The sequence below is a fragment of the Marivivens aquimaris genome (assembly GCF_015220045.1).
In the GTDB taxonomy this organism is placed as follows: Bacteria; Pseudomonadota; Alphaproteobacteria; order Rhodobacterales; family Rhodobacteraceae; genus Marivivens; species Marivivens aquimaris.
In genome coordinates this window covers 993301-1019776 of the sequence record NZ_JADBGB010000001.1, presented here as the reverse complement: position 1 = coordinate 1019776, position 26476 = coordinate 993301, and the positions used below count along the sequence as shown (strand labels likewise).

General features: G+C 61.5%; 29 protein-coding genes and 1 pseudogene. 14 read left to right on the top strand and 16 right to left on the bottom strand.

Annotated elements, in window-relative coordinates:
* The first annotated feature begins 46 nt into the window (after positions 1 to 46).
* Complete coding sequence (gene gltX / locus IF204_RS05100; protein ID WP_194095185.1) at positions 47 to 1450, top strand: glutamate--tRNA ligase; 1404 nt, start codon at positions 47 to 49, stop codon at positions 1448 to 1450.
* 88 nt (positions 1451 to 1538) lie between these two features.
* The gene (gene gltA / locus IF204_RS05095) at positions 1539 to 2834 is read left to right on the top strand and encodes a citrate synthase (RefSeq protein ID WP_194095184.1); all 1296 of its coding nucleotides are present in this window, start codon (positions 1539 to 1541) and stop codon (positions 2832 to 2834) included.
* A 32-nt stretch (positions 2835 to 2866) separates the two neighbouring features.
* Here the strand turns inward: gltA and IF204_RS05090 are convergent, their stop codons facing one another.
* The 10 genes and pseudogenes from IF204_RS05090 to murI all read right to left on the bottom strand — a co-directional run bounded on the left by IF204_RS05090 (position 2867) and on the right by murI (position 9925).
* A complete protein-coding gene (locus IF204_RS05090) occupies positions 2867 to 3586 on the bottom strand; it encodes a hypothetical protein (protein WP_194095183.1) in 720 nt (239 codons plus the stop codon).
* A 69-nt stretch (positions 3587 to 3655) separates the two neighbouring features.
* Positions 3656 to 4432: an enoyl-CoA hydratase-related protein gene (locus tag IF204_RS05085; protein ID WP_194095182.1), complete on the bottom strand. Its 777-nt coding sequence runs from the start codon at positions 4430 to 4432 to the stop codon at positions 3656 to 3658.
* A gap of 69 nt (positions 4433 to 4501) precedes the next feature.
* On the bottom strand, positions 4502 to 4936 hold the full coding sequence (locus IF204_RS20330) for a cytochrome c-type biogenesis protein (RefSeq protein WP_407658939.1): 435 nt from the start codon (positions 4934 to 4936) through the stop codon (positions 4502 to 4504).
* Positions 4937 to 5146: pseudogene (locus IF204_RS20055) on the bottom strand (cytochrome c-type biogenesis protein); the annotation flags it as partial.
* Positions 5143 to 7116, bottom strand: coding sequence for a heme lyase CcmF/NrfE family subunit (locus IF204_RS05075; protein WP_194095180.1), 1974 nt, complete (start codon positions 7114 to 7116; stop codon positions 5143 to 5145). The gene IF204_RS05075 and the pseudogene IF204_RS20055, both read right to left, overlap by 4 nt.
* Before the next feature lie 89 nt (positions 7117 to 7205).
* Entirely contained in the window at positions 7206 to 7418 is a 213-nt protein-coding gene (locus tag IF204_RS05070) for a pseudouridine synthase (protein ID WP_322743260.1), read from the bottom strand.
* A complete protein-coding gene (locus IF204_RS05065; protein WP_194095177.1) occupies positions 7411 to 7917 on the bottom strand; it encodes a holin family protein in 507 nt (168 codons plus the stop codon). The genes IF204_RS05070 and IF204_RS05065 overlap by 8 nt, the downstream gene beginning before the upstream one ends.
* A complete protein-coding gene (locus IF204_RS05060) occupies positions 7914 to 8525 on the bottom strand; it encodes a holin-associated N-acetylmuramidase (RefSeq protein ID WP_194095175.1) in 612 nt (203 codons plus the stop codon). The genes IF204_RS05065 and IF204_RS05060 overlap by 4 nt, the downstream gene beginning before the upstream one ends.
* Positions 8526 to 8570: 45 nt before the next feature.
* Positions 8571 to 9029: a cytochrome c maturation protein CcmE gene (gene ccmE, locus IF204_RS05055; RefSeq protein WP_194098148.1), complete on the bottom strand. Its 459-nt coding sequence runs from the start codon at positions 9027 to 9029 to the stop codon at positions 8571 to 8573.
* A gap of 83 nt (positions 9030 to 9112) precedes the next feature.
* Positions 9113 to 9925 carry a glutamate racemase gene (murI, locus tag IF204_RS05050; protein WP_194095173.1) on the bottom strand — a complete coding sequence of 271 codons (813 nt, stop codon included), beginning with the start codon at positions 9923 to 9925 and terminating at the stop codon, positions 9113 to 9115.
* A gap of 312 nt (positions 9926 to 10237) precedes the next feature.
* Here murI and IF204_RS05045 point away from each other — a divergent pair, with 312 nt between their 5' ends.
* The 5 genes from IF204_RS05045 (at position 10238) to grxD (ending at position 14815) form a co-directional block, all read left to right on the top strand.
* Complete coding sequence (locus IF204_RS05045) at positions 10238 to 11152, top strand: LysR family transcriptional regulator (protein ID WP_194095172.1); 915 nt, start codon at positions 10238 to 10240, stop codon at positions 11150 to 11152.
* A gap of 248 nt (positions 11153 to 11400) precedes the next feature.
* Complete coding sequence (purL, locus tag IF204_RS05040) at positions 11401 to 13560, top strand: phosphoribosylformylglycinamidine synthase subunit PurL (RefSeq protein ID WP_194095171.1); 2160 nt, start codon at positions 11401 to 11403, stop codon at positions 13558 to 13560.
* Between the two features lie 114 nt (positions 13561 to 13674).
* Positions 13675 to 14157 (top strand): hypothetical protein, encoded by a 483-nt coding sequence (locus IF204_RS05035; RefSeq protein WP_194095170.1) that lies wholly within the window; start codon positions 13675 to 13677, stop codon positions 14155 to 14157.
* A 57-nt stretch (positions 14158 to 14214) separates the two neighbouring features.
* Positions 14215 to 14445, top strand: a complete 231-nt coding sequence (locus tag IF204_RS05030; protein WP_167638734.1) for a BolA/IbaG family iron-sulfur metabolism protein — start codon at positions 14215 to 14217, stop codon at positions 14443 to 14445.
* Positions 14446 to 14455: 10 nt separating this feature from the next.
* Positions 14456 to 14815 carry a Grx4 family monothiol glutaredoxin gene (grxD, locus tag IF204_RS05025; protein ID WP_194095169.1) on the top strand — a complete coding sequence of 120 codons (360 nt, stop codon included), beginning with the start codon at positions 14456 to 14458 and terminating at the stop codon, positions 14813 to 14815.
* Positions 14816 to 14888: 73 nt separating this feature from the next.
* On the opposite strand, the gene IF204_RS05020 is transcribed toward grxD, so the two are convergent.
* The 3 genes from IF204_RS05020 to IF204_RS05010 are packed head-to-tail and all read right to left on the bottom strand — an operon-like array spanning position 14889 to position 16086.
* Positions 14889 to 15230 carry an MliC family protein gene (locus IF204_RS05020; RefSeq protein WP_194095168.1) on the bottom strand — a complete coding sequence of 114 codons (342 nt, stop codon included), beginning with the start codon at positions 15228 to 15230 and terminating at the stop codon, positions 14889 to 14891.
* A complete protein-coding gene (gene zapA, locus IF204_RS05015) occupies positions 15227 to 15631 on the bottom strand; it encodes a cell division protein ZapA (RefSeq protein ID WP_194095167.1) in 405 nt (134 codons plus the stop codon). The genes IF204_RS05020 and zapA overlap by 4 nt, the downstream gene beginning before the upstream one ends.
* Complete coding sequence (locus IF204_RS05010) at positions 15631 to 16086, bottom strand: hypothetical protein (RefSeq protein WP_194095166.1); 456 nt, start codon at positions 16084 to 16086, stop codon at positions 15631 to 15633. Before IF204_RS05010 ends, zapA begins: the two co-directional genes overlap by 1 nt.
* Positions 16087 to 16335: 249 nt before the next feature.
* Between IF204_RS05010 and tkt the strand changes: the two genes are divergently transcribed.
* The gene (tkt, locus tag IF204_RS05005) at positions 16336 to 18354 is read left to right on the top strand and encodes a transketolase (protein WP_194095165.1); all 2019 of its coding nucleotides are present in this window, start codon (positions 16336 to 16338) and stop codon (positions 18352 to 18354) included.
* A gap of 194 nt (positions 18355 to 18548) precedes the next feature.
* Here tkt and IF204_RS05000 read toward each other — a convergent pair whose 3' ends face one another.
* Positions 18549 to 18920 (bottom strand): DoxX family protein, encoded by a 372-nt coding sequence (locus IF204_RS05000; protein ID WP_194095163.1) that lies wholly within the window; start codon positions 18918 to 18920, stop codon positions 18549 to 18551.
* The gene (locus IF204_RS04995) at positions 18917 to 19885 is read right to left on the bottom strand and encodes a DUF808 domain-containing protein (protein ID WP_194095161.1); all 969 of its coding nucleotides are present in this window, start codon (positions 19883 to 19885) and stop codon (positions 18917 to 18919) included. The genes IF204_RS05000 and IF204_RS04995 overlap by 4 nt, the downstream gene beginning before the upstream one ends.
* A gap of 216 nt (positions 19886 to 20101) precedes the next feature.
* Between IF204_RS04995 and gap (IF204_RS04990) the strand changes: the two genes are divergently transcribed.
* The 6 genes from gap (IF204_RS04990) to rsmA all read left to right on the top strand — a co-directional run bounded on the left by gap (IF204_RS04990) (position 20102) and on the right by rsmA (position 25887).
* Positions 20102 to 21100 (top strand): type I glyceraldehyde-3-phosphate dehydrogenase, encoded by a 999-nt coding sequence (gene gap, locus IF204_RS04990; protein WP_194095160.1) that lies wholly within the window; start codon positions 20102 to 20104, stop codon positions 21098 to 21100.
* 49 nt (positions 21101 to 21149) lie between these two features.
* A complete protein-coding gene (locus IF204_RS04985; protein ID WP_167638725.1) occupies positions 21150 to 21293 on the top strand; it encodes a hypothetical protein in 144 nt (47 codons plus the stop codon).
* 108 nt (positions 21294 to 21401) lie between these two features.
* A complete protein-coding gene (gap, locus tag IF204_RS04980; RefSeq protein WP_194095159.1) occupies positions 21402 to 22403 on the top strand; it encodes a type I glyceraldehyde-3-phosphate dehydrogenase in 1002 nt (333 codons plus the stop codon).
* Positions 22404 to 22779: 376 nt separating this feature from the next.
* Positions 22780 to 23196 carry a universal stress protein gene (locus tag IF204_RS04975; RefSeq protein WP_194095158.1) on the top strand — a complete coding sequence of 139 codons (417 nt, stop codon included), beginning with the start codon at positions 22780 to 22782 and terminating at the stop codon, positions 23194 to 23196.
* A 32-nt stretch (positions 23197 to 23228) separates the two neighbouring features.
* Positions 23229 to 24881, top strand: coding sequence for a BCCT family transporter (locus IF204_RS04970; protein WP_194095157.1), 1653 nt, complete (start codon positions 23229 to 23231; stop codon positions 24879 to 24881).
* Between the two features lie 160 nt (positions 24882 to 25041).
* Positions 25042 to 25887: a 16S rRNA (adenine(1518)-N(6)/adenine(1519)-N(6))-dimethyltransferase RsmA gene (gene rsmA, locus IF204_RS04965; RefSeq protein ID WP_194095156.1), complete on the top strand. Its 846-nt coding sequence runs from the start codon at positions 25042 to 25044 to the stop codon at positions 25885 to 25887.
* Here rsmA and IF204_RS04960 read toward each other — a convergent pair.
* Complete coding sequence (locus tag IF204_RS04960) at positions 25878 to 26474, bottom strand: DNA-3-methyladenine glycosylase I (RefSeq protein ID WP_194095155.1); 597 nt, start codon at positions 26472 to 26474, stop codon at positions 25878 to 25880. The genes rsmA and IF204_RS04960 overlap by 10 nt on opposite strands.
* Positions 26475 to 26476 lie beyond the last annotated feature (2 nt).

The following is a 26476-nucleotide window of genomic DNA, read 5'->3' as shown; positions in this document are numbered from 1 at the left end:
TTTATCCCCTCACTCAAACCGACCTTGCTTAGAAAAAGGTAAAGAAATGACCGCTTCGCCCGTCGTGACCCGTATCGCGCCTTCGCCCACCGGCTACATGCACATCGGCACCGCCCGCACCGCGCTGTTCAACTGGCTGTACGCCCGTGGACGCGGTGGCAAATTCCTCCTGCGGATCGAGGATACCGACCGCGAACGCTCGACCCCCGAGGCGACGGACGCGATCCTGAAGGGCATGACGTGGCTCGGCCTCGACTGGGACGGTGATGTCGTCAGCCAGTTCGAGCGCGCGGGCCGTCACGCAGAGGTGGCCAACGAAATGCTCGCCAAGGGCATGGCGTATAAGTGCTTCTCGTCCCAGGACGAAATTCAGGCGTTCCGTGATGCGGCCTCGGCTGAAAAGCGGTCGACCCTGTTCTTGTCGCCGTGGCGTGACGCCGATCCGGCGGACCACCCCGATGCGCCTTATGTGGTGCGTCTGAAGGCGCCGCGTGATGGTGCGACCGTGATCCACGATCAGGTGCAGGGCGATGTGACAATCCGCAACGACCAGCTCGATGACATGGTGCTTCTGCGTTCGGACGGCACGCCGACCTATATGCTGGCCGTTGTTGTCGACGACTACGACATGGGCATTACCCACGTCATCCGCGGTGACGACCACCTGACCAACGCGGCGCGCCAGATCCAGATTTACACCAACATGGGTTGGGATCTGCCCGTCTACGCGCACATCCCGCTGATCTTTGGCCCCGACGGCAAGAAGCTGTCGAAGCGTCATGGAGCGACCGGCGTCGATGAATATCAGGCGATGGGTTATCCGGCAGCCGGTATGCGCAACTACCTCGCCCGTCTGGGCTGGGCGCATGGCGACGACGAATTCTTCACCGACGCGCAGGCGATGGAGTGGTTCGGCCTCGACGGAATCGGCAAATCGCCCTCGCGCTTCGACTTCAAAAAGCTCGCGAACATCTGCGGTCAGCACATTGCGGCGGCGGACGACGCTGCACTGCTGCAAGAATTGGAGGGTTACCTTGCGGCATCCGGACAGGAGCCGTTCACGGATGCACAGCGCGACGGTATGTCTCGCGCGATGTACTGCCTGAAAGATCGCGCGAAGACTTTGGGTGAACTGGTTGAAAAAGCACACTTTATCCTTGCGCAGCGCCCGCTTGAGTTGGACGAGAAGGCCGAAGCTGCCCTCGATACGGTATCCCGTGGTATACTGAGTGAATTGACGCCGCAGTTGCAAAATGCTAGCTGGGAGCGTGAGACCTTGGAGGGGATCGTCGCGCAGGTCGCCGAAGCTAACGGCACCAAACTGGGTAAGCTGGCCGGACCTCTCCGCGCCGCTCTTGCCGGTCGCGCGGTCTCGCCTAGTGTATTCGACATGATGCTCGTTCTGGGCCGCGACGAGACGCTCGCCCGGTTGAACGATGTAACTGCCTAAGACGACATGTATTTCGTGTCGTTAAGGCGGTGACTACGACCACCCCCCGCGGGCCATCCGGCCCACGGGTCCACATAGGGGATAAAGAATGGCCGAGAACAACAAGACCGCTAAGCTGAATATCGACGGCTCGGATTACGAACTGCCGATCCTTTCGCCGACCGGCGGTCCGGATGTCATCGACATCCGTAAACTGTACGCGCAAGCCGGCGTTTTCACCTACGATCCGGGCTTCACCTCGACCGCTTCGTGCGACTCGACCATCACCTACATCGACGGTGACAAGGGCGAGCTGCTGCACCGCGGTTATCCGATCGACCAGCTGGCTGAACAGTCGAACTACCTCGAAGTCTGCTACCTGCTGATGCACGGCGAACTGCCGTCGAAGGCGGAGTACGAGAAGTTCGTCAACACCATCACCAACCACACCATGATCCACGAGCAGATGCACCACTTCTTCCGTGGTTTCCGCCGTGACGCCCACCCGATGGCGACCATGGTTGGTGTTGTCGGCGCCATGTCGGCCTTCTACCACGATTCCACCGACATCTCGGACCCGCGCCAGCGCGAGATCGCATCGCACCGCCTCATCGCGAAGATGCCGACCATCGCTGCGATGGCCTACAAGTACTCGATCGGCCAGCCGTTCGTTTACCCGCGCAACGACCTGTCGTATGCGGCGAACTTCCTGCACATGTGCTTTGCCGTTCCGGCGGAAGAGTACAAAGTCGACCCGATCCTCGCCCGCGCGATGGACCGTATCTTCACCCTGCACGCCGACCACGAACAGAACGCGTCGACCTCGACCGTTCGCCTTGCTTCGTCGTCGGGCGCAAACCCGTTCGCATGTATCGCAGCCGGCATCGCCTGCCTCTGGGGTCCGGCACACGGCGGCGCGAACCAGGCTTGTCTGGAAATGCTGCGTGAAATCGGCTCGGTCGACCGCATTCCGGAATTCATCGAGCGCGCTAAGGACAAGAACGATCCGTTCCGCCTGATGGGCTTCGGTCACCGCGTCTACAAGAACTTCGACCCGCGTGCGAAGGTCATGAAGCAGTCGGCTGACGAAGTGCTCGACCTGCTCGGCATCGAAGACAACCCGACCCTTCAGGTTGCGAAGGAACTGGAGCGCATCGCTCTGGAGGATCCGTACTTCAAGGAAAAGAAGCTCTACCCGAACGTGGACTTCTATTCGGGCATCATCCTCGACGCGATGGGCTTCCCGACCTCGATGTTCACCCCGATCTTCGCTCTGGCCCGTACCGTCGGCTGGATTTCGCAGTGGTCGGAACAGCTCGCAGATCCGCAGCTCAAGATCGGCCGTCCGCGCCAGCTGTACCTCGGCGAAATGGCACGCGACTACACGCCGCTCGACAAGCGCTAATCACTCAAAAGGCCGCCTTCGGGCGGCCTTTTTCATTCTGCGGGGGTCGGTACTGCGCTCGGGCGGCGCTTCACCAGTTTGACGATCGACATCTCCGCCCTGCCCTTGGTCAGCCACGCGATCGAGAACGCCCAGATCGCGATCGCTTCGAACCACAGCACCAGCATGCAATCGACGACGAAGTCATGCAGTGCGCCCGTGAGCCTGATTTTCACGTAGGACGCCGCGATGATGGCGAAGGTCATCACAACGATGCACCACCCGCTGGCCTTATAGATGCGGCGGCGGAACGGCCTGGCCGTGCGCGAGAATTTGGCGAGGCACATATAGGCCAGACAGGTGAAGAAGATCACCGCCGAGGTGTAATGCCCCGTTGCCGCCAGATCGCGGCCCAAAGCCACCTGCGCCAGCGACGACGCCACCGTGCCCTCCGGCCCTTCGTTGGGAAAGAACGCAACGCCGAAGGCCGCGATCCCCGCGCAGGTCGTCATGAAGTTGTCGGAAATCCGCTCCCCCATCGCGCGGCGATGGCCGCTGTAGGAGATCAGGAACAGCGCAATCGCGCACATGGTCCCGACGAAGATGTCGCGCAGGACCGTGTGGTAATAGTCGGAAATCGACGGCTCGATATGCCCGAGCGGGAGAATGCCGCCGACAATGAGCGTCACCGGCAGCGACAAACCCAGAAGCCCAAGCGCGGTCCGCACGCGGTAATAGGAACGGATCAGGTCTTCTCGGGTCTCTTCGGGCATCACACGTCACTCGCAACTACTGACGCCAAGGTACCCCAGCGTCAGCCTGCGCGTCGATGACGGTTTGCCTTACTTCCCTTGGAACTTCGCGGGACGCTTTTCGAGGAAGGCCATCACGCCCTCTTTGAAGTCGGTGGTCTTGCCGCAAACGCCCTGAAGCTCGGCCTCCAGCAGCAGTTGCTCCTGCACCGTGTTGCCGTAGCTCGCGCGGACGGCCTGCTTGATCGAGCGATAGGCTTCGGTCGGGCCGGAGGCGAGTTGCGCAATACGGGTCTGCCAGTACGCCTCAAACCCTTCGTCCGAGATCGCTTCGTAGATCATGCCCCAGTCGGCGGCCTTGCGTGCTGTGATCGTGTCGGCGAACAGCATCGACCCCATCGCCTTCGCCATGCCGATCTGGCGCGGCAGGAACCACGTCCCGCCCGCGTCGGGCATCAGGCCGATACGGGTAAACGCCTGGATGAACACAGCGCTTTCCGCTGCGATCACCACGTCACAAGCCAGCGCAAGGTTCGCACCTGCACCCGCCGCTGCGCCGTTGACCGCCGCGATGACCGGCACAGGGCAGTCGTAAATCGCGTTCAGCATCGGCACGTATTCGTCTTCGAGGATGCGCGGCAGGTCATCGGGAGCAATGGATTTGCCGTCCCCGAGGTCCTGCCCTGAACAGAACGCAGGCCCCTCGCCCGTCAGCACGATCACACGGGCCTTAGTGCTCATATCCTTGATCGCGTGAGTCAGTTCCGCCCGCATCTGCGAGTTCAGCGCGTTCATCTTGTCCGGACGGTTCAGACGGATCGTCGCCGCATTGTCGGCCAGTGTGAGCTTGATGGTCGCGTATTCCATGCGGGTGAATCCTCTGTGAATTTCCCGCAGACTACCCCGACTTCGCGCAGGACAAAGCGCGACGGAGCGTCACGAACCCAAGATTTCCCCGAGCCGCTTCTTTTCCTCGTCGCTGAGCGCGTCGGGCTTCGCTGCGGGCTTGTTGCGGATCGTCACGATACCCACGCCGAGGGCGAGGATCAGCATCACCAGCGGGGCAATCCAGAGCACAAGGTTCGCCCCCTCAGCCGTCGGCTGCAGCAGAACAAACTCGCCGTAGCGAGACACGATATAGTCGACGACCTCCTGCTGCGGATTGCCCGATAGGTAGACCTCGCGCGCTTTGGCATCGACGGCTTCAACGTCCATGTCCGCCGCCTCGATCTGCGCAAGAATGTCGTCCACGAACGCCTCGTTGATGATGACACCCGTCGAGGGACGCGCCGCATCGTTCAGGCCCTGCTGGATGTTTGCCGCGATGTCCGTGCCCGCGAGCACCTCTTCCAGCGCCTCAAGGTAATGCACCAACAGCCGTTCCCGCACGAGGATGCGCAATTCGCCGGCAATCACGGCGTTCGAGTCGTCGATATTCTCGTTCTGGCAGACCGGACAGCGCAGCCCCTCGGAGATTTCGCGTGCTTCGGCTTCGAACATCGGGTCGGAGAGCATCTCGTCTGGCTGGACGGCCAGCACAGGCGTCGCGGCCAGCGCGAGCGGAAGGATCAGGCGTTTCATTCTGCAGCCACCATCTTGCTACGCGCCTTGGCAGCACCTGCAGCCACGCGGAGACGACGGTCGGTGAGCGAGATCAGACCGCCGATGGCCATCAGGATCGCGCCGCCCCAGATCCAGTTCGCGAAGGGCTTGATATAGGTCCGCACGGCATAGCCGCCGTCTGACTGCTTGTCCCCGATCACCACGTAAATGTCGCGCAGGAACCCGTTGTCGATGCCCGCTTCGGTGGTCGGCATGGCGGCAATCGGATAGACACGCTTTTCGGGGTGCAGCGTCGCAATTTCGCGGCCGTTCTTGCTGACCGTGAATTGCGCCATCTGGCTGAAATAGTTCGGCCCTTCAACCTGATCGACGCTGTCGAGCGTGATCGTCACATCGCGCACGGTAAAGCTGTCGCCGATGTTGGCGGTGCGGATATCCTCCGCCTCCCACGCGGTCAGACCGGCAATCGCGAACATCACGATACCAAGGCCCGCGTGGGCACAGAACTTGCCCCAATCGGCGCGCGGCAGGTTGCGGATACGGCGGATACGAGCGCCCACGTCGGCTTTACCCGCGCGGGTCCAGAGGTCCATCATCGCGCCCAGAACGACCCAGACGCCAAGCACGACGCCGATGGGACCAAGCGCGCTGCGGCCCGTTTGCAGCGCGAAGGTCAGCGCTCCGGCAGCGACGGCCAGCGCGAGCACAGCCCAGAGCGACGACATCGCTTTCTTCAGGCTACCGCGCTTCCACGCAAGGATCGCGCCTGGCGGCAGGATGATCGCGAGGCCGACGAAGAACGGGGTGAAGGCCGCGTTAAAGAACGGCGCGCCGACGGACAGCGTGCGGCCCATCGTGACCTCGGACACCAGCGGCCAGAGCGTGCCGACGAACACCACAAATGCGGACACGGCGAGCAGGATATTGTTCATCACCAGCGCGCTTTCACGACTGACCGAGGAGAACACGCCCTGCGCCACCATGCTCGACGCGCGCACCGCGTAAAGTGTCAATGCGCCGCCGAGGAAGATCGCGAGGATGGCGAGGATGAACACGCCCCGCTCGGGGTCGTTGGCGAAGGCGTGGACCGAGGTGATGACACCCGAACGCACGAGGAATGTGCCTAGCAGCGAGAAGCCGAATGCTAGGATCGACAGCAGGATGGTCCAGCTTTTCAGGCTCTCGCGCTTTTCGGTCACGATCGCGGAATGAAGGAGAGCGGCGGCCAGCAGCCACGGCATGAAGGAGGCGTTCTCAACCGGATCCCAGAACCAGAAGCCGCCCCAGCCCAGCTCGTAATACGCCCACCACGACCCCAGCGCGATGCCGATGGTCAGGCAAATCCACGCGGCCAGCGTCCACGGACGCACCCATCGCGCCCAAGCCGCATCGACGCGGCCTTCAAGCAGCGCCGCGACGGCAAAGGAGAACGACATCGAAAGACCAACATAGCCGAGGTAGAGAAACGGCGGGTGGAATGCGAGGCCGGGGTCTTGCAGCAGCGGGTTCAAATCCTGCCCGTCAAAGGGCGGCTGCGCGAGGCGCAGGAACGGGTTCGATGTGAACAGGATGAACGCGAAAAACGCCACCGCGATGGCCGACTGAATGGACAGAACACGTGCGCGAAGCGTCGCAGGAAGGTTGCCGCCAAACCACGCAGCGCAAGCGCCGAACAGCACAAGGATCAACAGCCACAGCAGCATGGAGCCTTCGTGGTTCCCCCAAACGCCCGAGATTTTGTAGATCATCGGTTTCGCCGAATGGCTATTCAGCGTCACCAGCCGCAGCGAGAAATCCGAGGTCACAAAGGCATGTGTCAGCGCCGCAAAACTAAACGCCACCAGCAGGAACTGGGCGGTCGCCGCGGGCTCTGCCGCGGACATCCACCCGCGCCAGCCTTTGGAGGCACCGATCATGGGAACGATCATCTGGAAGATGGCAACGCCAAAGCCCAGAATCAGGGTGAAGTGTCCGAGTTCTGTAATCATGCCTCCGTTCTATCCGATCTGCGGACGGGGCCAAATCAAAAGCCGGTTAAAATTTGCGCAAACGGGGCGCCGATTGACGCACCCCTCGATCAGCTGGCGGTCAGGGCGAAGCCTCCCGCCACCAGATACCCGATCAGCGCCATCACCAGTCCGCCCATGACAAGGCGAACCAGCCATTTCAGCATGTCTTCAATGGCTTGCAGGCGATTATCAACGTTATCTCGCTGCACGGCATCGACCGCGACGTGGGTCTCCAGAAGCCCCAAACGGCGGTCGACCTGCCTGATCCAGTGGTCATCCACGAGCAGCCCTCCAGTCATCGAGTGCGCGATTGTCGCTGGCATCCGAGCCAAGCGCATCCAGCGCCTTTACCCGCGCATCGACCGCGCCTGCCTCGGCGGCGGTCTCCGCAACGGAACGGCGGAAGTCCTGCGCTTTGGCCTGATGACGCGCACCGAAATAGAAGCTCACAATCGCACCCATCAGCCACCAGAGCGGCTCCGGCACCAGCGCGATCCCCTGCATGCGTCCTGCGAACCACACGGGGTCCACCATCGCCATGATAAACAGCCCAATGGTCCCGAACGCCAGCATGGGGCGCGGCAAACGGTTCAGCCCGTCGATGGCGCGGTCGAATGTGCCCTGACGCGGCTGGCTGAACTCCTCGCCAAACTGACGGCGCGCCTGCGCTTTGCCCTCCGCCTCGCGCTTGCTGGCGGCTTCGGCGTTTTCGATGAACGCACCGGCGGTGGTGGTGATGATGTTGCTGCGGCCCGTCAGCAATTGCCAAAGCCCCCTCATCCCCAAGCCGCCACGCGCGAGGCATGTTGGAAATCGGTGAGCCAGTATTTCGGGCGGATGAACGCCTCGGCCCGCGCAATCCAGCCACCTTTGCCGCCATCGCGGCGACGGGCGAATTTGCGCAAGCTCGGACGGCGATCCGCGAGGCCGTAGTAATAATTGCGCCGCGCGATCCCGTAGGCGTCGACCAGATGATCGGGGGCAGCATCCAGCGCCTTGGCCGCCGCGCCTGCGGTCTCCGGCCCGATCACGCCGTCGACGGTTACAGGGATACGCATGTCACACAGCAGCCGCTGGAGGATCTTCACCGCCTCGGACCCAGCGTTCACATACATATCGAACACCGTCGGCCAGAGCGCTTCGGGCAACAGCCCGATCTGCGGGCCATCGAAGTAATGCTGGACGAAAATATCCGTGGCAATACGGGGCGTTACCGCCCGTACATCATCCACATCAACATGCCCGTCACCATCCAGATCACGCCTGAGCCGCTGCAAGGTTCCCAGCGTCACGCCGTGGTTGGTCGCACCGCCCGGATCATCGGGATCGTGGACAAAGCCGCCTTCGCGGGCGACGATATCTTCTGCGATTTGCTGGACTGTCTGCATGTCTCTGCCTCCGAGTGACCCGAGGCAAAGACTGACGCAAAAAGGTTAATTCGTGGCTGTGCCAGCGTTCGGATCGACGTAAACACCGCTTTCCTTGAGGCTATCCGCGACCTCTTTTGGCATGTACTCTTCGTCGTGTTTGGCAAGGATTTCAGAGGCTTCGAAGACACCGTCAATGTACTTACCGGTGCCGATCATGCCCTGTCCCTCGCCAAAAAGGTCGGGCAGGATGCCGGTGAAATGGACAGGCACGACCTCTGCGTTGTCGGTGACTTCGAAGGTGATCGTCTCGCCCTGACCGCGCACCAGCGAGCCCTCGACCACGAGACCGCCCATGCGGAACGTCTCGGAGGGCGGCGGCGGGGATGCGATGACGGCGCTCGGATCACGGTAGAAATTGATGCCGTCACGGAAGCCGTAGCCGATCAGTCCGGCCGAAATCGCCAGCGCCACCAGTGCCAGCACAATCACCTGAATACGGCGTTTTTTCTTAAGGCTTTTCAGTCCGGCCATCCCTCGTCCCCTCATATATCCCGAACTGCACATAGGTGCAGTCCGAGAGTCATACAACTGTCAGGATTGACGCATCAAGCCGAGACGAATTCAACCTTCCGGCGGAGGAACTGCGTCGCGCGGTCGGATACCTTTTTCGGGTTTCCGGTGGTCAGGAACGTCGTTTCGGTGCCTTTTCCGACCATTTCGGGACGGCGCACGAGGTAATCGGCGAGGCTTTCGGCCACAAGGTTCGCTTGGCTGAACACTTTCACATCCGCACCCAAGGCGTCCTGGAATTCCTTTTCCATGATCGGATAGTGCGTGCAGCCGAGGATCGCGGCATCGGGGTTCGGCATCTTGCGGGTCAGCGCCTCGACGTGGCTACGCACGAGAGCTTCGGCAAGGATCATATCGCCGTCCTCGATCGCATCGACAACGCCGCCGCAAGCCTGCGCTTCGACATCCACACCGATGGCGCGGAACGCCAGTTCACGCTGGAATGCCCGCGAACGGACGGTGGCAGGTGTAGCGAACAGCGCGACGTGCTTCACCTCGACCTCACGCGGCGGAGAGTTGTCGCCCCACTGGCGTTCGGTCAGCGCTTCGATCAGCGGGACGAACACGCCGAGCACGCGTTTATCGCGGGGGATCCAGCTTTCCTGCATCCGGCGGAGCGCAGCGGCGCTCGCGGTGTTACATGCAAGGATCACTAGATCGCAGCCCGCTTCCCAGAGCCGTTCGACCGCAGCGGTCGTCAGATTATAGATGTCATCGGCATCGCGCACGCCGTACGGCGCATGGGCGTTATCACCGAAATAGACGAAAGGCACGTCCGGCAGACGCTTCTGACAGGCGTCAAGCACCGTCAATCCACCCAAACCACTATCGAAAATGCCGACTGCCATTGAATTATCCTGCCCTGCAAACCTGCTCTTATTGAAGGATAACATGGCTCATACGTCCGAATGTGCAAGATATCCATGAAGGTGGACGATAAATTTACCACTCTGCGGTAGAACGGTACGGGCATTGCAACACTTCCGGCAGCGGAGGCGTTGCCTCAATAAGCGGCATGGACGCGACAATCGGCGGCTAAAACCCGACCATCAGTGAAAATTCTTTCACTGTGCTGGTTGCATAGCTGTTATGTCCTAAAGTAATGGGGCGACCTTCGTCGCACAAGAACGACTAGCAGGCAAAGACTGGCAGGCACTGAAATGGACTGGGACAAACTTCGCATTTTTCACGCGGTCGCTGACGCGGGCTCGCTGACACACGCAGGTGACACGCTTCACCTGTCGCAGTCGGCTGTGAGCCGCCAGATCCGCGCACTGGAAGAGTCGCTGAACACCACCCTCTTCCACCGCCATGCCCGTGGCCTGATCCTCACCGAACAGGGTGAACTGCTTTTTGACGCCACCCGTTCGATGAACAAGCGACTCGAAGCTGCCGCTGCGCGAATCCGTGACAGCGAAGAAGAAGTCTTCGGCGAGCTGAAAGTGACCACCACCACGGGATTCGGCACGCTCTGGCTCGCACCGCGTCTGTCAAAGCTTTATGACCGCTACCCCGACCTCAAGATCGACCTGATGCTGGAAGAGCGCGTTCTCGATCTTCCCATGCGCGAAGCCGACGTCGCCATTAGGATGAAAGAGCCCTCGCAGGCCGACCTCATCCGCAAGCGTCTGATGAACATCCGTATGCGCCTCTACGCGACCGAGGACTACATGGCCTCGCACGGTCCGCTGGACGTGATGGAAGACATCTCGAACCACCGTCTGATCTGTCAGAACCCCAACGCGCCGCAGGTCAGCGCGGGCGCCGTTCTGGTGCATAACCTGCTGGCTTGCGAAGTCTCCAGCACGTTGACGGTAAACAACTATTTCGGTGCACTTCAGGCGGTCATCGCGAACGTCGGAGTGGGCGTTCTTCCCGACTACCTGACCGAAGATTTCCCGCAGCTGATCCGCGTCCTGCCCGATGTGGAATCCGCAGAGGTTCCGGTGTTCCTCGCCTACCCCGAAGAGCTGCGCCAATCCAAGCGCGTGGCCGCATTCCGCGACTTCGTTCAGGAAGAGCTTTTCGCGCATCGCAAGAAAATGCGTGAAGGCACCGCAGGCGCCACCGAGTAGCCATGCACTGAGTGCATAGCGGAGTTGTATACGGGCGAGACTTAATTTTCTTGATCGTTCAAACTCTGCTGCCTATTTGAGCAATCGAAGCCGATGATGCTTTTAAGCTCATCATCTTCATACCTCCCTGTTGGACTTCGCCGGGCCGTGTGCCCGGCGTTTTTTTTGACCTAGTGTCACCCCAGCCCTTCCCCCTTTAGCGCCTCTGCTCTAATAGGGCGGCAATTCCAAGCCTTCCGGGGGACACTATGGACGAACCGCAAATCACCGAAGACCTGATCGCAGCCCACGGCCTCAAGCCGGACGAGTACGAGCGTATTCTCGAAATCATCGGGCGCGAGCCGACCTTCACCGAACTCGGCATCTTTTCGGCGATGTGGAACGAACACTGTTCCTACAAGTCCTCCAAGAAATGGCTGCGCACCCTGCCGACCACCGGCCCGCAGGTTATCTGCGGCCCTGGCGAGAACGCTGGCGTCGTCGATATCGGTGACAATCAGGCCATCGTCTTCAAGATGGAGTCGCACAACCACCCGTCCTACATCGAACCGTACCAAGGTGCGGCGACCGGCGTTGGCGGCATCCTGCGCGACGTCTTCACCATGGGCGCCCGCCCGATCGCGGCGATGAACTCGCTGTCTTTCGGTGAACCGGCCCACCACAAGACCAAGCAGCTCGTGAACGGCGTCGTTGAAGGCGTTGGCGGCTACGGCAACTGCTTCGGCGTGCCTACCGTCGGCGGTGAAGTTCGCTTCCACCCCGCCTACAACGGCAACTGCCTTGTGAACGCATTCGCAGCCGGCCTCGCCGATGCGGACAAGATCTTCTACTCCGCCGCCTCGGGCGTCGGTATGCCGGTGGTGTACCTCGGCGCGAAAACCGGCCGTGACGGCGTCGGCGGCGCAACCATGGCGTCGGCAGAATTCGACGAGACCATTGAAGAGAAGCGCCCCACCGTTCAGGTTGGCGACCCCTTCACCGAAAAGCGCCTGATGGAAGCCTGCATGGAACTGATGCAGACCGGCGCCGTGATCTCCATTCAGGATATGGGCGCTGCGGGTCTGACCTGCTCGGCCGTTGAAATGGGCGACAAGGGCGGCCTCGGCATCAAACTCGAACTCGACCGCGTACCGCAGCGCGAAGAGAACATGACCGCCTACGAAATGATGCTCTCCGAGTCTCAGGAACGTATGCTCATGGTCCTCAACCCCGAGCTGGAAGCCGAAGCCCGTGCCGTGTTCGACAAATGGGACCTCGACTTCGCGATTGTCGGTGAAACCATCGCCGAAGACCGCTTCCTTATCCTGCACGGCGACAAGGTCATGGCCGACCTGCCGTTGTCGGAACTGTCGTCCTCGGCTCCCGAATACGACCGTCCGTGGGTGGAAACCCCTGCCGCAGAAGACCTGGCCGACGTTCCCGGCGTTGACCCGATCGACGGCCTGAAGGCCCTGCTGTCCTCGCCGAACTACGCAGGCAAACAGTGGGTCTATGAACAGTACGACACGCAAGTCATGGGCGACACCGTCCAGCGTCCGGGTATCGGCGCAGGCATCGTGCGTATCCACGGCACCAACAAGGCCGTGGCCTTCACCTCTGATGTGACCCCGCGCTACGTCAAGGCGAACCCGATCGAAGGCGGCAAGCAGGCCGTGGCCGAAGCCTACCGCAACCTGTCCGCTGTTGGCGCCAAGCCGCTCGCGACCACCGACAACCTGAACTTCGGCAACCCCGAAAAGCCCGAGATCATGGGCCAGTTCGTCGGCGCGCTCAAAGGTATCGGTGAAGCCTGTATCGCCCTGGACACCCCGATCGTATCGGGCAACGTCTCGCTCTATAACGAGACCGACGGTCAGGGCATCCTGCCGACCCCGACCATCTGCGCTGTTGGCCTGATCGAAAACCTCGAAGACGCGATCCTCGGCACCGCACGTGATGGTCACGTCGCTCTGCTGATCGGCGAGACCACCGGCCACCTCGGCCAGTCGGCTCTCCTCGCAGAAGTCTACAACCGCGAAGAAGGCGACGCCCCGCACGTCGATCTGGCCAAGGAAGCCGCCCATGGCGACTTCATCCGCGCCAACCGCAGCATGATCACCGCCTGTACCGACCTCGCAGACGGCGGCCTCGCGCTCGCCGCGTTTGAGATGGCCGAAGCAGCAGGCGTCGGCGTCACGCTCGACGCAGGCGACACCCCGACCCTCTTCGGTGAGGATCAGGGCCGCTACCTGATCGCTTGCGGCTACGACAAGGCCGAAGAACTGATGATCGCCGCCGGTCAGGCAGGCATCACCATCCAGACCGTTGGCAAGTTCGGCGGCTCGGACGTCAGCTTCGGCGGCGTCTCGGCCCCGCTGGACGAGCTGAAAACGCTGTTCCGCTCGGCCTTCTACGACGCGGTCCACTAAGACAGAACGCATCAGGCCCGCCCCTCCGCGGGCCTTTTCGCACCCCTGCCTTCATTCTGATAAAAATACCTCCGCCGGAGGCATCCGCTCCGCGCAGCGGAGTGGAATTCGCCCATGTCCCTGCCCGACCTGACATCCGATTGCATGAACTGCGCCGCGCTCTGCTGCGTCAGCCTCGTGCTGGACAAGGGCAAGATGTTCGCCATCGACAAACCCGCTGGCAAAGCCTGCCCCAACCTCGGCGGACACCTCTGCACGATCCACGAAGACCTAGAGGACAAGGGCTTCAAAGGCTGCACCCTCTACGACTGCGCCGGTGCGGGCCAGCGCGTGACGCAGGAACGCTTCAACGGCGAAAGCTGGCGCGACGCGCCCGAACTGCTGCCTGCCATGATGCGCGACTTCGCGAACCTCCGCCCGCTGCATGAACGCCTGACGATGCTGGTCGCCGCCGAAAAATACAGCCTCACGCCAGAGCTTGAGGAGCGCCGCCAACAGCTGATCCGCAAGACCTCCCGCATCTGGAGCGATAGCCCGACCGCGAAAGAGGCGTTCGACGCCTTTATCCGCGACCTTCGCACACATGCGGGCAGCTAACCGCTTGCGACTGCCAATCCGCCGTCTTACATCTTAGGTAAGACAGGAGGCCTTTGCATGGCGATTACCGCAGAAGAAATCGAAACACTGATCCGCGGAACCTTTCCCGACGCCAACATTCAGGTGCAGGGCGACGACGGACAGCACTTTGCTGCCCTAGTAGAGGATGAAAGCTTCCGCAACATGAACCGGGTCCAGCAGCAGCGCGCCGTCAACGCCGCCATCCGTGAAAAGCTGGACAGCGGCGAACTCCACGCATTGGCGCTCACCACCCGCGCCCCGGAATAAGGAAATACCAATGTCCGCTCAGGAAAGAATCAAAGAAACCGTCACCTCGAACCAGGTTGTTCTCTACATGAAGGGCACCAAGGAAATGCCGCAGTGCGGTTTCTCCTCGCGCGTGGCCGGCATCCTGAACTTCATGGACGTGAACTACACCGACGTGAACGTGCTGGCTGACGACGAAATCCGTCAGGGCATCAAGGATTACGCCGACTGGCCGACCATCCCGCAGCTCTACGTCAATGGCGAGTTCGTCGGCGGCTGTGACATCATCACCGAAATGACCCTCTCGGGCGAACTGGACACCATGTTCGCGAACGAAGGCGTCACCTTCGACAAGGAAAAGGCCGATCAGATCCGCGCTGCGAACCAGTAAGCGCCAATCGGCATAAAAGAACAAAGGGCCGGAGGATTTCCTCCGGCCCTTTTCATTTGAATGGCGGTGGCTGTTACTTGCGGAGCTGCTTGCAGCTCATGAACAGCGTGACTTCCTCCGCCAGTTCGGCGTCGTACCAGCCCAGCATCGCGTCATCTCCTTGGGTCCACCACACGTAGCCATCCTCGACGGGCGGGCCTTGGTAGCGCACGCCCGATGCGGTCGGGACTGCGCGCAGGACGGCCACGTTGCCCTCGGCCATGACGACCACCTGCGGCGCACCGTCGGAGTTCACATAGGCCACGTCGATCTTTACGTTGCGTTCGCAGCGGTATTCGACAGCCTCGATGTCGGCGATGGCGTGGGCCATTTGCGGCAGCGCCAGCGCGGCAGCGATGAGGCCATAGCGGATCATTGCGGCTCTCCTGCGGACTTCTTGGCGAGTTGCTCGGCCAGATCCTCGGCCTGCGCCGCCAGTTCTTTGAGCATATCCGTCACCGACTCGGGGATATACGGAACCTCGATCCGTTCCGGCTCCGCCGTGGCGCGACTTTCCAGATCGGCGACCTTGGCGCGCAGATCGGCCAGTTCGGCGTCGGCGGTCTTGAGCTTGTCTTCCAGCCCCACCGTTTTATCCGCGAGCATCAGCGATGCCATCAGCAACATCTGCGATTCCGGCATCCGCCCGATCTGGCTGGTGAGGACCGTGGCCTCCGCATCGATGAGCGAGGCAGCTTGCTGGAGGTAGGATTCCTCGCCTTCCTGACAGGCGACCTCGAACGAGCGGCCGCCGATAGAGATGACAACCTGCGGCATTATTCGGCCTCCTCCACGATGGGTTTGAGTTCTGCAAGAATGGCGGCAACCTCGTCGGCCTCTGCCTGACGGAGCGCCTTGACGGCTTCGAGCTCGGCCTGCATGGCGCGGTTGATCAGCTCTGCATCAGCGGCGCCTTCTTCGGCGGCTGTGCGCACGGCTTCGGCCTGCGCCTGCACGTCGGCATTAGCCTGACGCAGCGCATTCAGATCGGCCTCGAACGCGGCGACACGGGCGCGCATCACGTCCGCTTCGGCCTTCAGGCCCTCGTTTTCACGGCGCAGCGCATCGGCCTCAGTGCGGCCTGCCTCGACGGCAGCGGTCAATTCGGCGACTTTCGGCTCAGTCGCGTCCGCATTAACGGCCGGCGCGCTCTCGGGCTGCGACTGGGAAGCGGTGCGGATCCGGTCGAGTGCCACTGTGATCCGGTATCCAAGTTCCGCGATTTCGCTCATAAGCCCCTTCTCCTCTGGCATTTTCTGCCTATTGGGTCGGCGTTATCCCTGCCTCGGGACCTGGGCCGCAAAGGCCGCGCCGAATCGTTCGTTCTCATAGAAAGCGTATGTGAAACCCGCGAAAGCGCAAAGTGCGGGCCGTCATATCGTTCTTTTACGGCCCAATGACTTAAGCCTCACGCTTGATCTTGTTTCCCGTACTGGTATGACCCCAAGTAACGATCCGCAAATTAGCGAAGGACCGAAGTTTTGGATATTGCTGCCCTGCGCGAAGCGCACCCCGATCACTGGAAAAAAGCCGCCGCCATCCGCTGCCTGACCCTCGATGCCGTTGCGGCCGCGAATTCGGGTCACTCGGGCATGCCGATGGGTATGGCCGACGTTGCGACCGTGCTCTACGAAAAGCACATCAACTTCGACCCGAAGAACCCGCTTTGGCCGAACCGCGACCGTTTCATCCTGTCGGCCGGCCACGGCTCGATGATGATCTACTCGCTGCTCTACCTCACCGGCTACGAGCAAGTGACCCTCGACGAGATCAAGAACTTCCGCCAGTGGGGCGCCAAGACCGCCGGCCACCCGGAAAACTTCCTGCTCGACGGCGTTGAGGTGACCACCGGCCCGCTGGGTCAGGGCATCTCGAACTCGGTCGGCTTCGCCATGGCCGAGGAAATCCAGCGCGCACGGTTCGGCAAGAAGGTCGTGGACCACTACACCTACGTGATGGCCGGTGACGGCTGCCTCATGGAAGGCGTAAGCCAGGAAGCCATCGGTCTGGCAGGCAAGCACGAGCTGTCGCACCTGATCGTCTTCTGGGACAACAACAACATCACCATCGACGGTAAAGTCGATCTGGCTGACAAGACCAACCAGCCCGAGCGCTTTGCAGCGTCCGGCTGGCACGTTCAGGAAATCGACGGCCACGATCCTGTCGCGATTGACGAAGCCATCGTTGCCGCCAAGGCCGATCCGCGCCCGTCGATGATCGCCTGCAAAACCCACATTGCTCTGGGCCACGCTGCTCAGGACACCTCCAAGGGTCACGGCGCACTGACCAACGCCGAGCAGCTTGCAGAAGCCAAGAAGAACTACGGCGTCGATTGGGGTTCGTTCGAAATCCCCGCCGACATCAAGTCGCAGTGGGAATCCTTCGGCAACCGCGGCGCAGAAGCCCGCAAGCAGTGGGAAGAAAACTTCGCCGCGCTTTCGGGCACCAAGCAGGCCGAGTTCAACCGTCAGCTCGCAGGTGAAGCCCCCAAGAAGCTGTCGGCCGTCATCCGCGCCCTGAAAAAGCAGATCTCGGAAGAGCAGCCCAAAGTCGCGACCCGCAAGGCGTCGGAAATGGTGCTCGAAGTCATCAACCCGATCATGCCCGAAACCGTCGGCGGCTCGGCTGACCTCACCGGCTCGAACAACACCAAGACCGGCGATCTGGGCATCTTCTCGCCCGAAGACCGCAAGGGCCGCTATGTCTACTACGGCATCCGCGAGCACGGCATGGCCGCTGCGATGAACGGTATGGCGCTTCACGGCGGCGTACGCCCCTACGGCGGTACGTTCATGTGCTTCACCGACTACGCACGCGGTGCGATGCGCCTGTCGGCTCTGAGCCACCTGCCCGTCACCTATGTCATGACCCACGACTCGATCGGTCTGGGCGAAGACGGCCCGACCCACCAGCCGGTCGAGCACCTCGCCATGCTGCGCGCGACCCCGAACACCCTCGTGTTCCGTCCCGCAGACGTCGTGGAAACCGCTGAAGCCTGGGAAATCGCGCTGACCGAAACGGCAACCCCGTCGGTCCTCGCTCTCTCGCGCCAGAACCTTCCGACCGTCCGCGTCGAGCACAAGACCAAGAACCTCGTCGCCCAAGGTGCCTACGTTCTGCGCGACGCCGAAAACGGCAAGCGTCAGGCGATCATCATGGCAACTGGTTCGGAAGTCGAAATTGCGCTGGCCGCACGTGACATCCTCGAAGCCGAAGGCATCGGCACCCGCGTCGTTTCGGTTCCGTGCATGGAACTGTTCGACAAGCAGGACGAAAGCTACCGCAAGCGCGTTCTGCCCGCAGGTCCGGTCCGCGTGGCTGTCGAAGCCGCCGTCCGTCAGGGCTGGGACAAATACCTCCTCGGCGAGCGCGGCCGCGAACAGAAAGCCGGTTTCGTCGGCATGGACAGCTTCGGCGCCTCGGCTCCGGCTGAAACCCTCTACGAAAAATTCGGCATCACCGCCGAGGCCGTCGCGGAAAAGGTCAAGAGCCTGCTCTGATCCCCTGCTACAGGTTACAAAACAGAACGCCGCGCATCACTGCGCGGCGTTTTCTTTTATGCGGAGTGGGGCTCCGCCCCGTCCCTGCGGGACTCCCCGAGGTATTTTTGTCAGAATGAAGCGCAGCGCCGCTCTGCCTTTGTGCCGGAAATATCCCGGGGTGAATGGCGCGGAGCGCCAGAGGGGCAGCGCCCCTACCGCCGGACCGCGAAGCGTCCGGCGCCCGCTACGGCCAGCGCGAGGCAACCGCCTGCGATGGACCAGTTCTTCACGAAGATCGTCATCTGCCACGGATCATCGGGCAGAAAATGGAAGATACTGGTGAAGGCACAGTAAGCTGCCGCAGCAAGCGCGAAGAGGCGTATCTGCCAGCCTGCAAGCAGCGCGAGGCCTGTAATCAGGTTGAACGCCAGAGCGGGCCAAACGAGTGTTGTGGGCATATACAGGCGCGCGAGGAGGTCCATGGCGTCGCTTGGCGAGACTGCTTTCTGAGCCGCCCCGCCGAGGAAAAGCACGGCGATCAGGATGCGGCCCAGAAGCAGGAATATATCGTCGAAGCGGCTCAATGGGCTGCCTTTGCGCCGGTAAACTTGCCGATCAGCGGGCTGATGATGTGGGTGGCGACGGGGATCAGCAGCAGACCGTAGGCCAGACCGATGATGCCGTCGATCAGCGCGGTGACGGCCCATTCGGCAAAGCCTTGCGCTGTTTCGAACGCGTGGCCAGCTTCGACTGCAAGGTGATGGATGGTGTCGTAAGGCCAATGCCAGCCGAGGTCGTGCAGGCCGTGGGTGATGATGTTGCCGCCTACCCAGAGCATCGCCAGCGTACCGACGAAGGATAGCACTTTCATCACGATCGGCATCGCCTTGACCAGCCAGCGGCCGAAGTTGCGCGTACCGCTCCAACGGCCAATGGCAGCAAGGTGCAGGCCGATGTCGTCCATTTTGACGATCAGCGCGACGGAGCCGTAGACGGCGAGTGTGACGCCGATGGCAACAAGGGCGAGTGCGAGGGCTTCGACCCAGATCGCGCCTTCTGGAATAGCGGAGAGCGCGATTGTCATGATCTCTGCCGAGAGGATGAAGTCGGTCTTGATCGCGCCTGCAACTTTGGACTCTTCAAGCTTGGCGGGGTCTTTGATGTCCATGTCCTCTTCGACATGGTGATCGGCATGGGGGAAGAATTTGTGCAGGACCTTCTCCGCCCCCTCAAAGCACAGATAACTGCCCCCGAGCATCAGCAGCGGCGTGATCGCTTGCGGAAGGAAATTGGCCAGAAGCAGCGCGAGTGGCAGCAGGATGATCAGCTTGTTTCTCAGCGAGCCGAGCGTGATCTTCCAGATAATCGGCAATTCGCGTTCGGCCTTGAAGCCGGTCAGATAGCTCGGGGTCACGGCGGCGTCGTCGATGATGACGCCTGCGGTCTTGCTGCCTGCCTTTGCGGCGGCAGCCGCGATGTCATCCACGCTCGACGCTGCGACCTTTGCAATGCCGGCCACATCATCGAGCAAAGCGAGAAGTCCGCTCATGCCTGTTCCTTTCCAGATTCGTTCGTCCAAAGGTAAGTCGCCACCCCACTATGGCAAGGCGGCAAATGTTGGCGCAAACAGTTAGCGATAACCTGTGCAATCGCCCGACATTTATCGCTAACACATTGCAGATATTAGCCTTTTCACCTTTGCCAATGCGGCATTTGTCGCTAGTCCCTTTGGGCAACCCTCGCCCGCTGCAAAGGACATCAGACCATGACCGTCACCATCGGCATCAACGGATTTGGCCGGATCGGCCGCTGCACTCTGGCCCACATCACCGAAGCCGCCCGCAACGACGTTCAGGTGGTCAAGATCAACGCCACCGGCCCGATCGAGACCAACGCGCACCTTCTTAAGTACGACAGCGTTCATGGCCGCTTCGGCACGCCGGTCAAAGTCGACGGTAACGCGATGGATTTGGGCCGCGGACCGATCGAGGTCATGTCGACCTACGATCCCGAAGAGCTCGACTGGTCGGGCGTTGATGTCGTGCTCGAATGCACCGGCAAATTCAACGACGGCGAGAAATCGAAGGTCCACCTCGAGCGCGGCGCGAAGAAGGTTTTGATCTCCGCCCCCGCCAAGAACGTCTCGCGCACCGTCGTCTACGGCGTGAACCACCGCGATCTGCAACTGGACGAACGCATGGTGTCGAACGGATCGTGCACCACGAACTGCCTTGCACCGCTGGCCAAGGTGCTCAACGACGCCATCGGCATCGAGAGCGGCATCATGACCACGATCCACAGCTACACCGGCGACCAGCCGACGCTCGACCGTCGCCACAAGGATCTCTACCGCGCGCGCGCCGCTGCCATGGCGATGATCCCGACCTCGACCGGTGCGGCCAAGGCGCTGGGTGAGGTTCTGCCTGAAATGAAGGGCAAACTGGACGGCTCGTCGATCCGCGTGCCGACCCCCAATGTGTCCGCTGTGGACCTGTCCTTCGTGGCCGAAAAGTCCGTCACCGAGGCCGAAGTCAACGACATCGTCCGCGAAGCCGCCAACGGCTACATGGGCATGGTGCTCGGTTATGACGACGAGCCGAAGGTGTCGATCGACTTCAACCACACCACCGAAAGCTCGATCTTTGCCCCCGACCAGACCAAGGTCATGGGCCGTCTCGTGCGTGTGCTGGCATGGTACGACAACGAATGGGGTTTCTCGGCCCGCATGGCCGACGTTGCCGCCCACATGGGCCGCCTCAACTAAGCATATTACGCGAATTGCGCATGGCACCTTTCACGCATAGAAGGGTGCCATGTCGAACAAAGTTGCCATCTGGATCGCGGTCCTCGCCCTGCTCGCCATCGCAGTAGACAATTTCTACTACGGCGGTAGCGGGATTTTCTTTTTGATGCGCAAGTTCATCGACCTCATCGACTACTTTCAATTCTGGCGCTGATCTTTGATGTGTCCGTGAGGCACAGAAAGGTTGACCTTTCCGATTAAATTGCAATGTTAGCGCCAACGGAGAGAGCGCCAATCCCAATTACGAGTCGGAGGACTTCTCATGGCAGTCAAAGTAGCAATTAACGGTTTCGGTCGTATCGGGCGCAACGTCCTGCGCGGTATCATCGAAAGCGGTCGCACCGACATCGAAGTCGTCGCGATCAACGATCTGGGTCCGGTCGAGACCAACGCACACCTGCTGCGTTACGACTCGGTCCACGGCCGTTTCCCGGCTGAAGTCAAAACCACCGAAGACACCATCGATGTGGGCCGCGGCCCGATCAAGGTCACTGCAATCCGCAACCCGGCTGACCTGCCGTGGGGTGACATCGACATCATCATGGAATGCACCGGTATCTTCACCTCGAAGGAAAAAGTGCAGGCCCACCTGTCGACCGGCGCCAAGCGCGTTCTGATCTCGGCTCCGGGCACCGACGCTGACAAGACCATCGTCTTCGGCGTCAACGACAACACCCTGACCGCAGACGACATCGTTGTGTCGAACGCATCGTGCACCACCAACTGCCTGTCGCCGGTAGCGAAGACCCTGAACGACGCCATCGGCATCGAAAAAGGCTTCATGACCACGATCCACTCGTACACCGGTGACCAGCCGACGCTGGATACCATGCACAAGGATCTCTACCGCGCCCGCGCTGCTGCCCTGTCGATGATCCCGACCTCGACCGGCGCTGCAAAGGCCGTTGGTCTGGTTCTGCCGGAACTGAAGGGCAAGCTGGACGGCGTCGCCATCCGCGTGCCGACCCCGAACGTTTCGGTCGTCGACCTCGTGTTCGAAGCCAAGCGCACCACCACCGTCGAGGAAGTCAACGCTGCCATCCGCGCCGCTGCTGACGGCCCGCTGAAGGGCGTTCTGGGCTACACCGACGAGCCGCTGGTTTCGTCGGATTTCAACCACGATCCGCACTCGTCGATCTTCCACATGGACCAGACCAAGGTCATGGAAGGCAACATGGTCCGCATCCTGACCTGGTACGACAACGAGTGGGGCTTCTCCAACCGCATGGCAGACACCGCCGTTGCGATGGGCAAGCTGCTGTAATCAGCACCTGCGAACAAAGCATCGAAAGCCGTCTCTTCGGAGGCGGCTTTTTCGTTTTGGGCCGCGCGGTGGCACTGACCGCCGCATGACGCGATCCTGTTATTAGAAATCGTGAGAAATGCCGCGCTCGGCTAATCACTTTTTCGCACCGAAAATCTCGCAAGATTGCGCTGCAAGCCACTGTTTTAGCTGCAATTACCCTCTTAGCGACAAGTGTATCATCCTGTCTTATTTCTGTCATAAGTGGAAAAATCTTGTGCATCGTTAGACTTCACGAGACCGTGTCCTAGGTTGCAGACCCATATCGCGGTCGGCGGAAATTTGCCGCTGGCCAAAATACCTTGGGGTACGAAACCCCGCAAAATTGGGAGCTTACATGTTCCAGAAGATTGTAGTGCCGGTCGATCTGGCCCACACGGGAAGTCTGACAAAGACGCTCGGCGTGGCGGCAGAGCTGGCGCAAAAGTACCAGTCCACAGTTTGTTTTGTCAGCGTGACATCCACCACGCCCAGCTCCATCGCGCATTCGCCCGAAGAGTTCGGCCAGAAGCTTGACGCTTTCGCCGCCGAACAGGCCGCAGCGCATGGCATCACCGCCACCGCGCACACGGTCGTCGATCACGACCCGTCGGTGCAGATGGACAAGAAGCTGGAAAAGGCCGTCGAAGAGCTCGGCGCCGATCTAGTGGTCATGGCCACGCATATCCCGAACGTCACGGACTACATCTGGTCCGGCCACGGCGCCCACCTCGCGGCCCACTCCGCAGCCTCCGTGCTGCTGGTTCGCGACTGAGACGCCCAATAACAATTATAAAGGAGGTCTGAATGACCGACCCGACGACCGAGACGCCGGAGGGCATTCCCACCCCCGATGGTGCCTCGCACATCATTGATACCGATTACGAGATCGGTCAGGACAACGTTGAAGGCAACGTCGGCCCGATCGGCTGGGATATCCATAATCCCGTCTTCGCCATGTCCGCGATCGCCGTTGTGGCGTTCGTATTCTACACCCTCGCCCTACCGGAGCAGGCCAGCAGCGTCTTCTCGTGGCTGTTCAACTCCGTGACGAAGAGCTTCGACTGGTTCTTCCTTGGCGCGGCAAACATCTTCGTGCTGTTCTCGCTGCTGCTGATCGTCACGCCGCTGGGCAACGTCCGCCTTGGCGGCACCGAAGCGCGCCCCGACTACGGCTACGTAGGCTGGTTCGCGATGCTCTTCGCAGCTGGTATGGGCATCGGCCTCATGTTCTACGGGGTGTCCGAGCCGATGAGCCACTTCTCGTCTTCGCTGGGTGGCACCACCGTCGAGGACGGCATCCGCACCGACTGGGCACCGCTCGGCGCTGCCGCCGGTGACGAAGCCGCTGCGGCCCGCCTCGGCATGGCTGCTACCATCTTCCACTGGGGTCTTCACCCGTGGGCCATCTACGCTGTCGTCGCCCTCGCTCTGGCGCTGTTCAGCTACAACAAGGGCCTGCCGCTGACGATCCGTTCGGCTTTCTACCCGATCTTCGGCGATGCCGTCTGGGGCTGGGTCGGCCACATCATCGACACCCTCGCCGTGTTCGCCACCCTCTTCGGTCTGGCCACCTCGCTGGGCTTCGGTGCAACGCAGGCCAATGCGGGCCTGAACGAGCTCTTCGGCATTCCGGTCGGCTCCACGTCCGAGGTCATCCTGATCTCCATGATCACCGCCATCGCCCTCGTGTCGGTGCTGCGTGGTCTGGACGGCGGCGTCAAAATCCTGTCCGAGATCAACATGGGCCTCGCGTTCATCCTGCTGATTTTCGTGCTGATCGTCGGCCCGACGATGTACCTGATCACCCTGTTCTGGGACTCGCTGGTCGCCTACATCGAATACCTGCCCGCACTGTCGAACCCCATCGGCCGTGAAGACGTGAACTTCTCGCAGGGCTGGACCTCGTTCTACTGGGCGTGGTGGATCTCCTGGTCGCCGTTCGTGGGCATGTTCATCGCCCGCGTCAGCCGTGGCCGCACCGTGCGCGAATTCATGGTCTGCGTTCTGCTGATCCCGTCGCTCGTCTGCGTTCTGTGGATGTCGGTCTTCGGCGGCACCGCGCTGCATCAGGTCATCGCTGACGGCTACACTGTCGCGCAGGACGCGGCGCTGGAACTCAAGCTCTTCAAGATGCTCGACGTTCTGCCGCTGGCCAGCATCACCTCGCTGGTGGGTATCGTTCTGGTCATCGTGTTCTTCGTGACCTCGTCGGACTCCGGCTCGCTCGTGATCGACACGATCACCGCTGGCGGTAAGGTCGACGCTCCCGTCCCGCAGCGCGCATTCTGGTGCCTCTTCGAAGGCGCAGTTGCCATCACGCTGCTGCTCAGCGCTGGCGGCCTGCAATCGCTGCAATCCATGGTCATCTCGACCGGCCTGCCGTTCACGGTGGTGCTCCTGATCATGGTCTTCGCCATCTTCAAGGGCCTCATCAACGAACGCCGCTACGGCAAATAAAAGCAAAGGCCGCCCCTCGGGGCGGCCTTCTTCTTTGCCTTTGTGCCCCAAATATCCCGGGGTGAATGGCGCGCAGCGCCAGAGGGGCAGCGCCCCTCCTCCTCCCCCTCAGCCATCACCGCATCTTGACCAGACACCCAAGCTGGGCCATGCAGCGGCTATGAGCCAGATCGACAACCTTCCTCCGCTTCGCGACGTCATCGCCACGCATCAGTTGAGCGCCAAGAAATCGCTCGGCCAGAACTTCCTGCTGGACCTCAACCTGACCGCCAAGATCGCGCGTCAGGCGGGCAAACTGGCAGAGGCCGATGTGCTGGAAATCGGCCCCGGTCCGGGTGGTCTGACCCGTGGTCTGCTGTCCGAAGGCGCGCGCCGCGTGCTGGCCATCGAAAAAGACGAACGCTGCCTGCCTGCGCTGCAACAGATCGCGGACGCTTATGACGGGCGCCTTCAGGTGATCAACGCCGACGCGCTGGAGTTCGACCCGCTCGAATATCTGACCCCGCCGATCAAGATCGCGGCGAACCTGCCCTATAACGTCGGCACCGAACTGCTCGTGCGCTGGCTGACGCCAAAGGAATGGCCGCCGTTCTGGGAGTCGCTGACACTGATGTTCCAGAAAGAAGTCGCGGAGCGCATCGTCGCAAAACCCGGCTCCAAGGCTTACGGCCGCCTCGCGATCCTTGCACAGTGGCGCTCCGACGCGCGCATCGTGATCGACCTGCCGCCGCAGGCGTTCACTCCGCCGCCCAAGGTCTCGTCGGCTGTCGTGCACCTCACCGCCCTTCCCGAGCCGCGCTATCCCGCCGACGCCGCTGTGCTGTCGCGCGTTGTGGCGGCTGCGTTCAACCAGCGTCGCAAGATGCTCCGCGCTTCGCTCAAGGGCGTTGCGCCGAATATCGAAGACCACCTCGCCGCCGCCGGTATCAAGCCTACGGACCGTGCAGAGCAGATCGGTCTTGAGGAATTCTGCGCGCTGGCCCGCTCCGTCGCCTCTCAGAAGTGAGGCGAGGCCTCTGCCGCTTTGGCGCGCATGATGCAGCCCTCGGCGTGATCGTTCACCACGCCCATGGATTGCAGAAACGCGTACATCGTGGTCGGGCCGACAAATTTCCAGCCGCGTTTCTTGAGGTCCTTGGACAGCGCCACAGACGCAGGCGACGTCGCCCGCCATTCCGTGCCCGAGCCCCGATCGGCGGGATCGGCATAGCTCCAGACGTATTTCGCAATCGAACCCTCTGCCGCGACCAGTTCAATCGCGCGGCCCGCGTTGTTGATCGCCGCTTCGATCTTGCCGCGATGGCGGATGATGCCCGCATCGCCCAGAAGGCGCTCCACGTCGCTCTGATCGAACTGCGCTACCTTTTGGAAATCGAAACCGGCAAAGGCGCTACGGAAATTCTCGCGTTTGCGCAGGATGGTCAGCCAGCTCAGGCCGGACTGGAAGCCCTCGAGGCAGATTTTCTCGAACAGGCGGATGTCGTCGGTGACCGGATAGCCCCATTCGTTGTCATGGTAATGGATGTACTGGTCATCGCCCGCGCACCACGAACAACGCGAAACGCCGTCCGGCGCGGTAAAAGTTTCGAGCATGG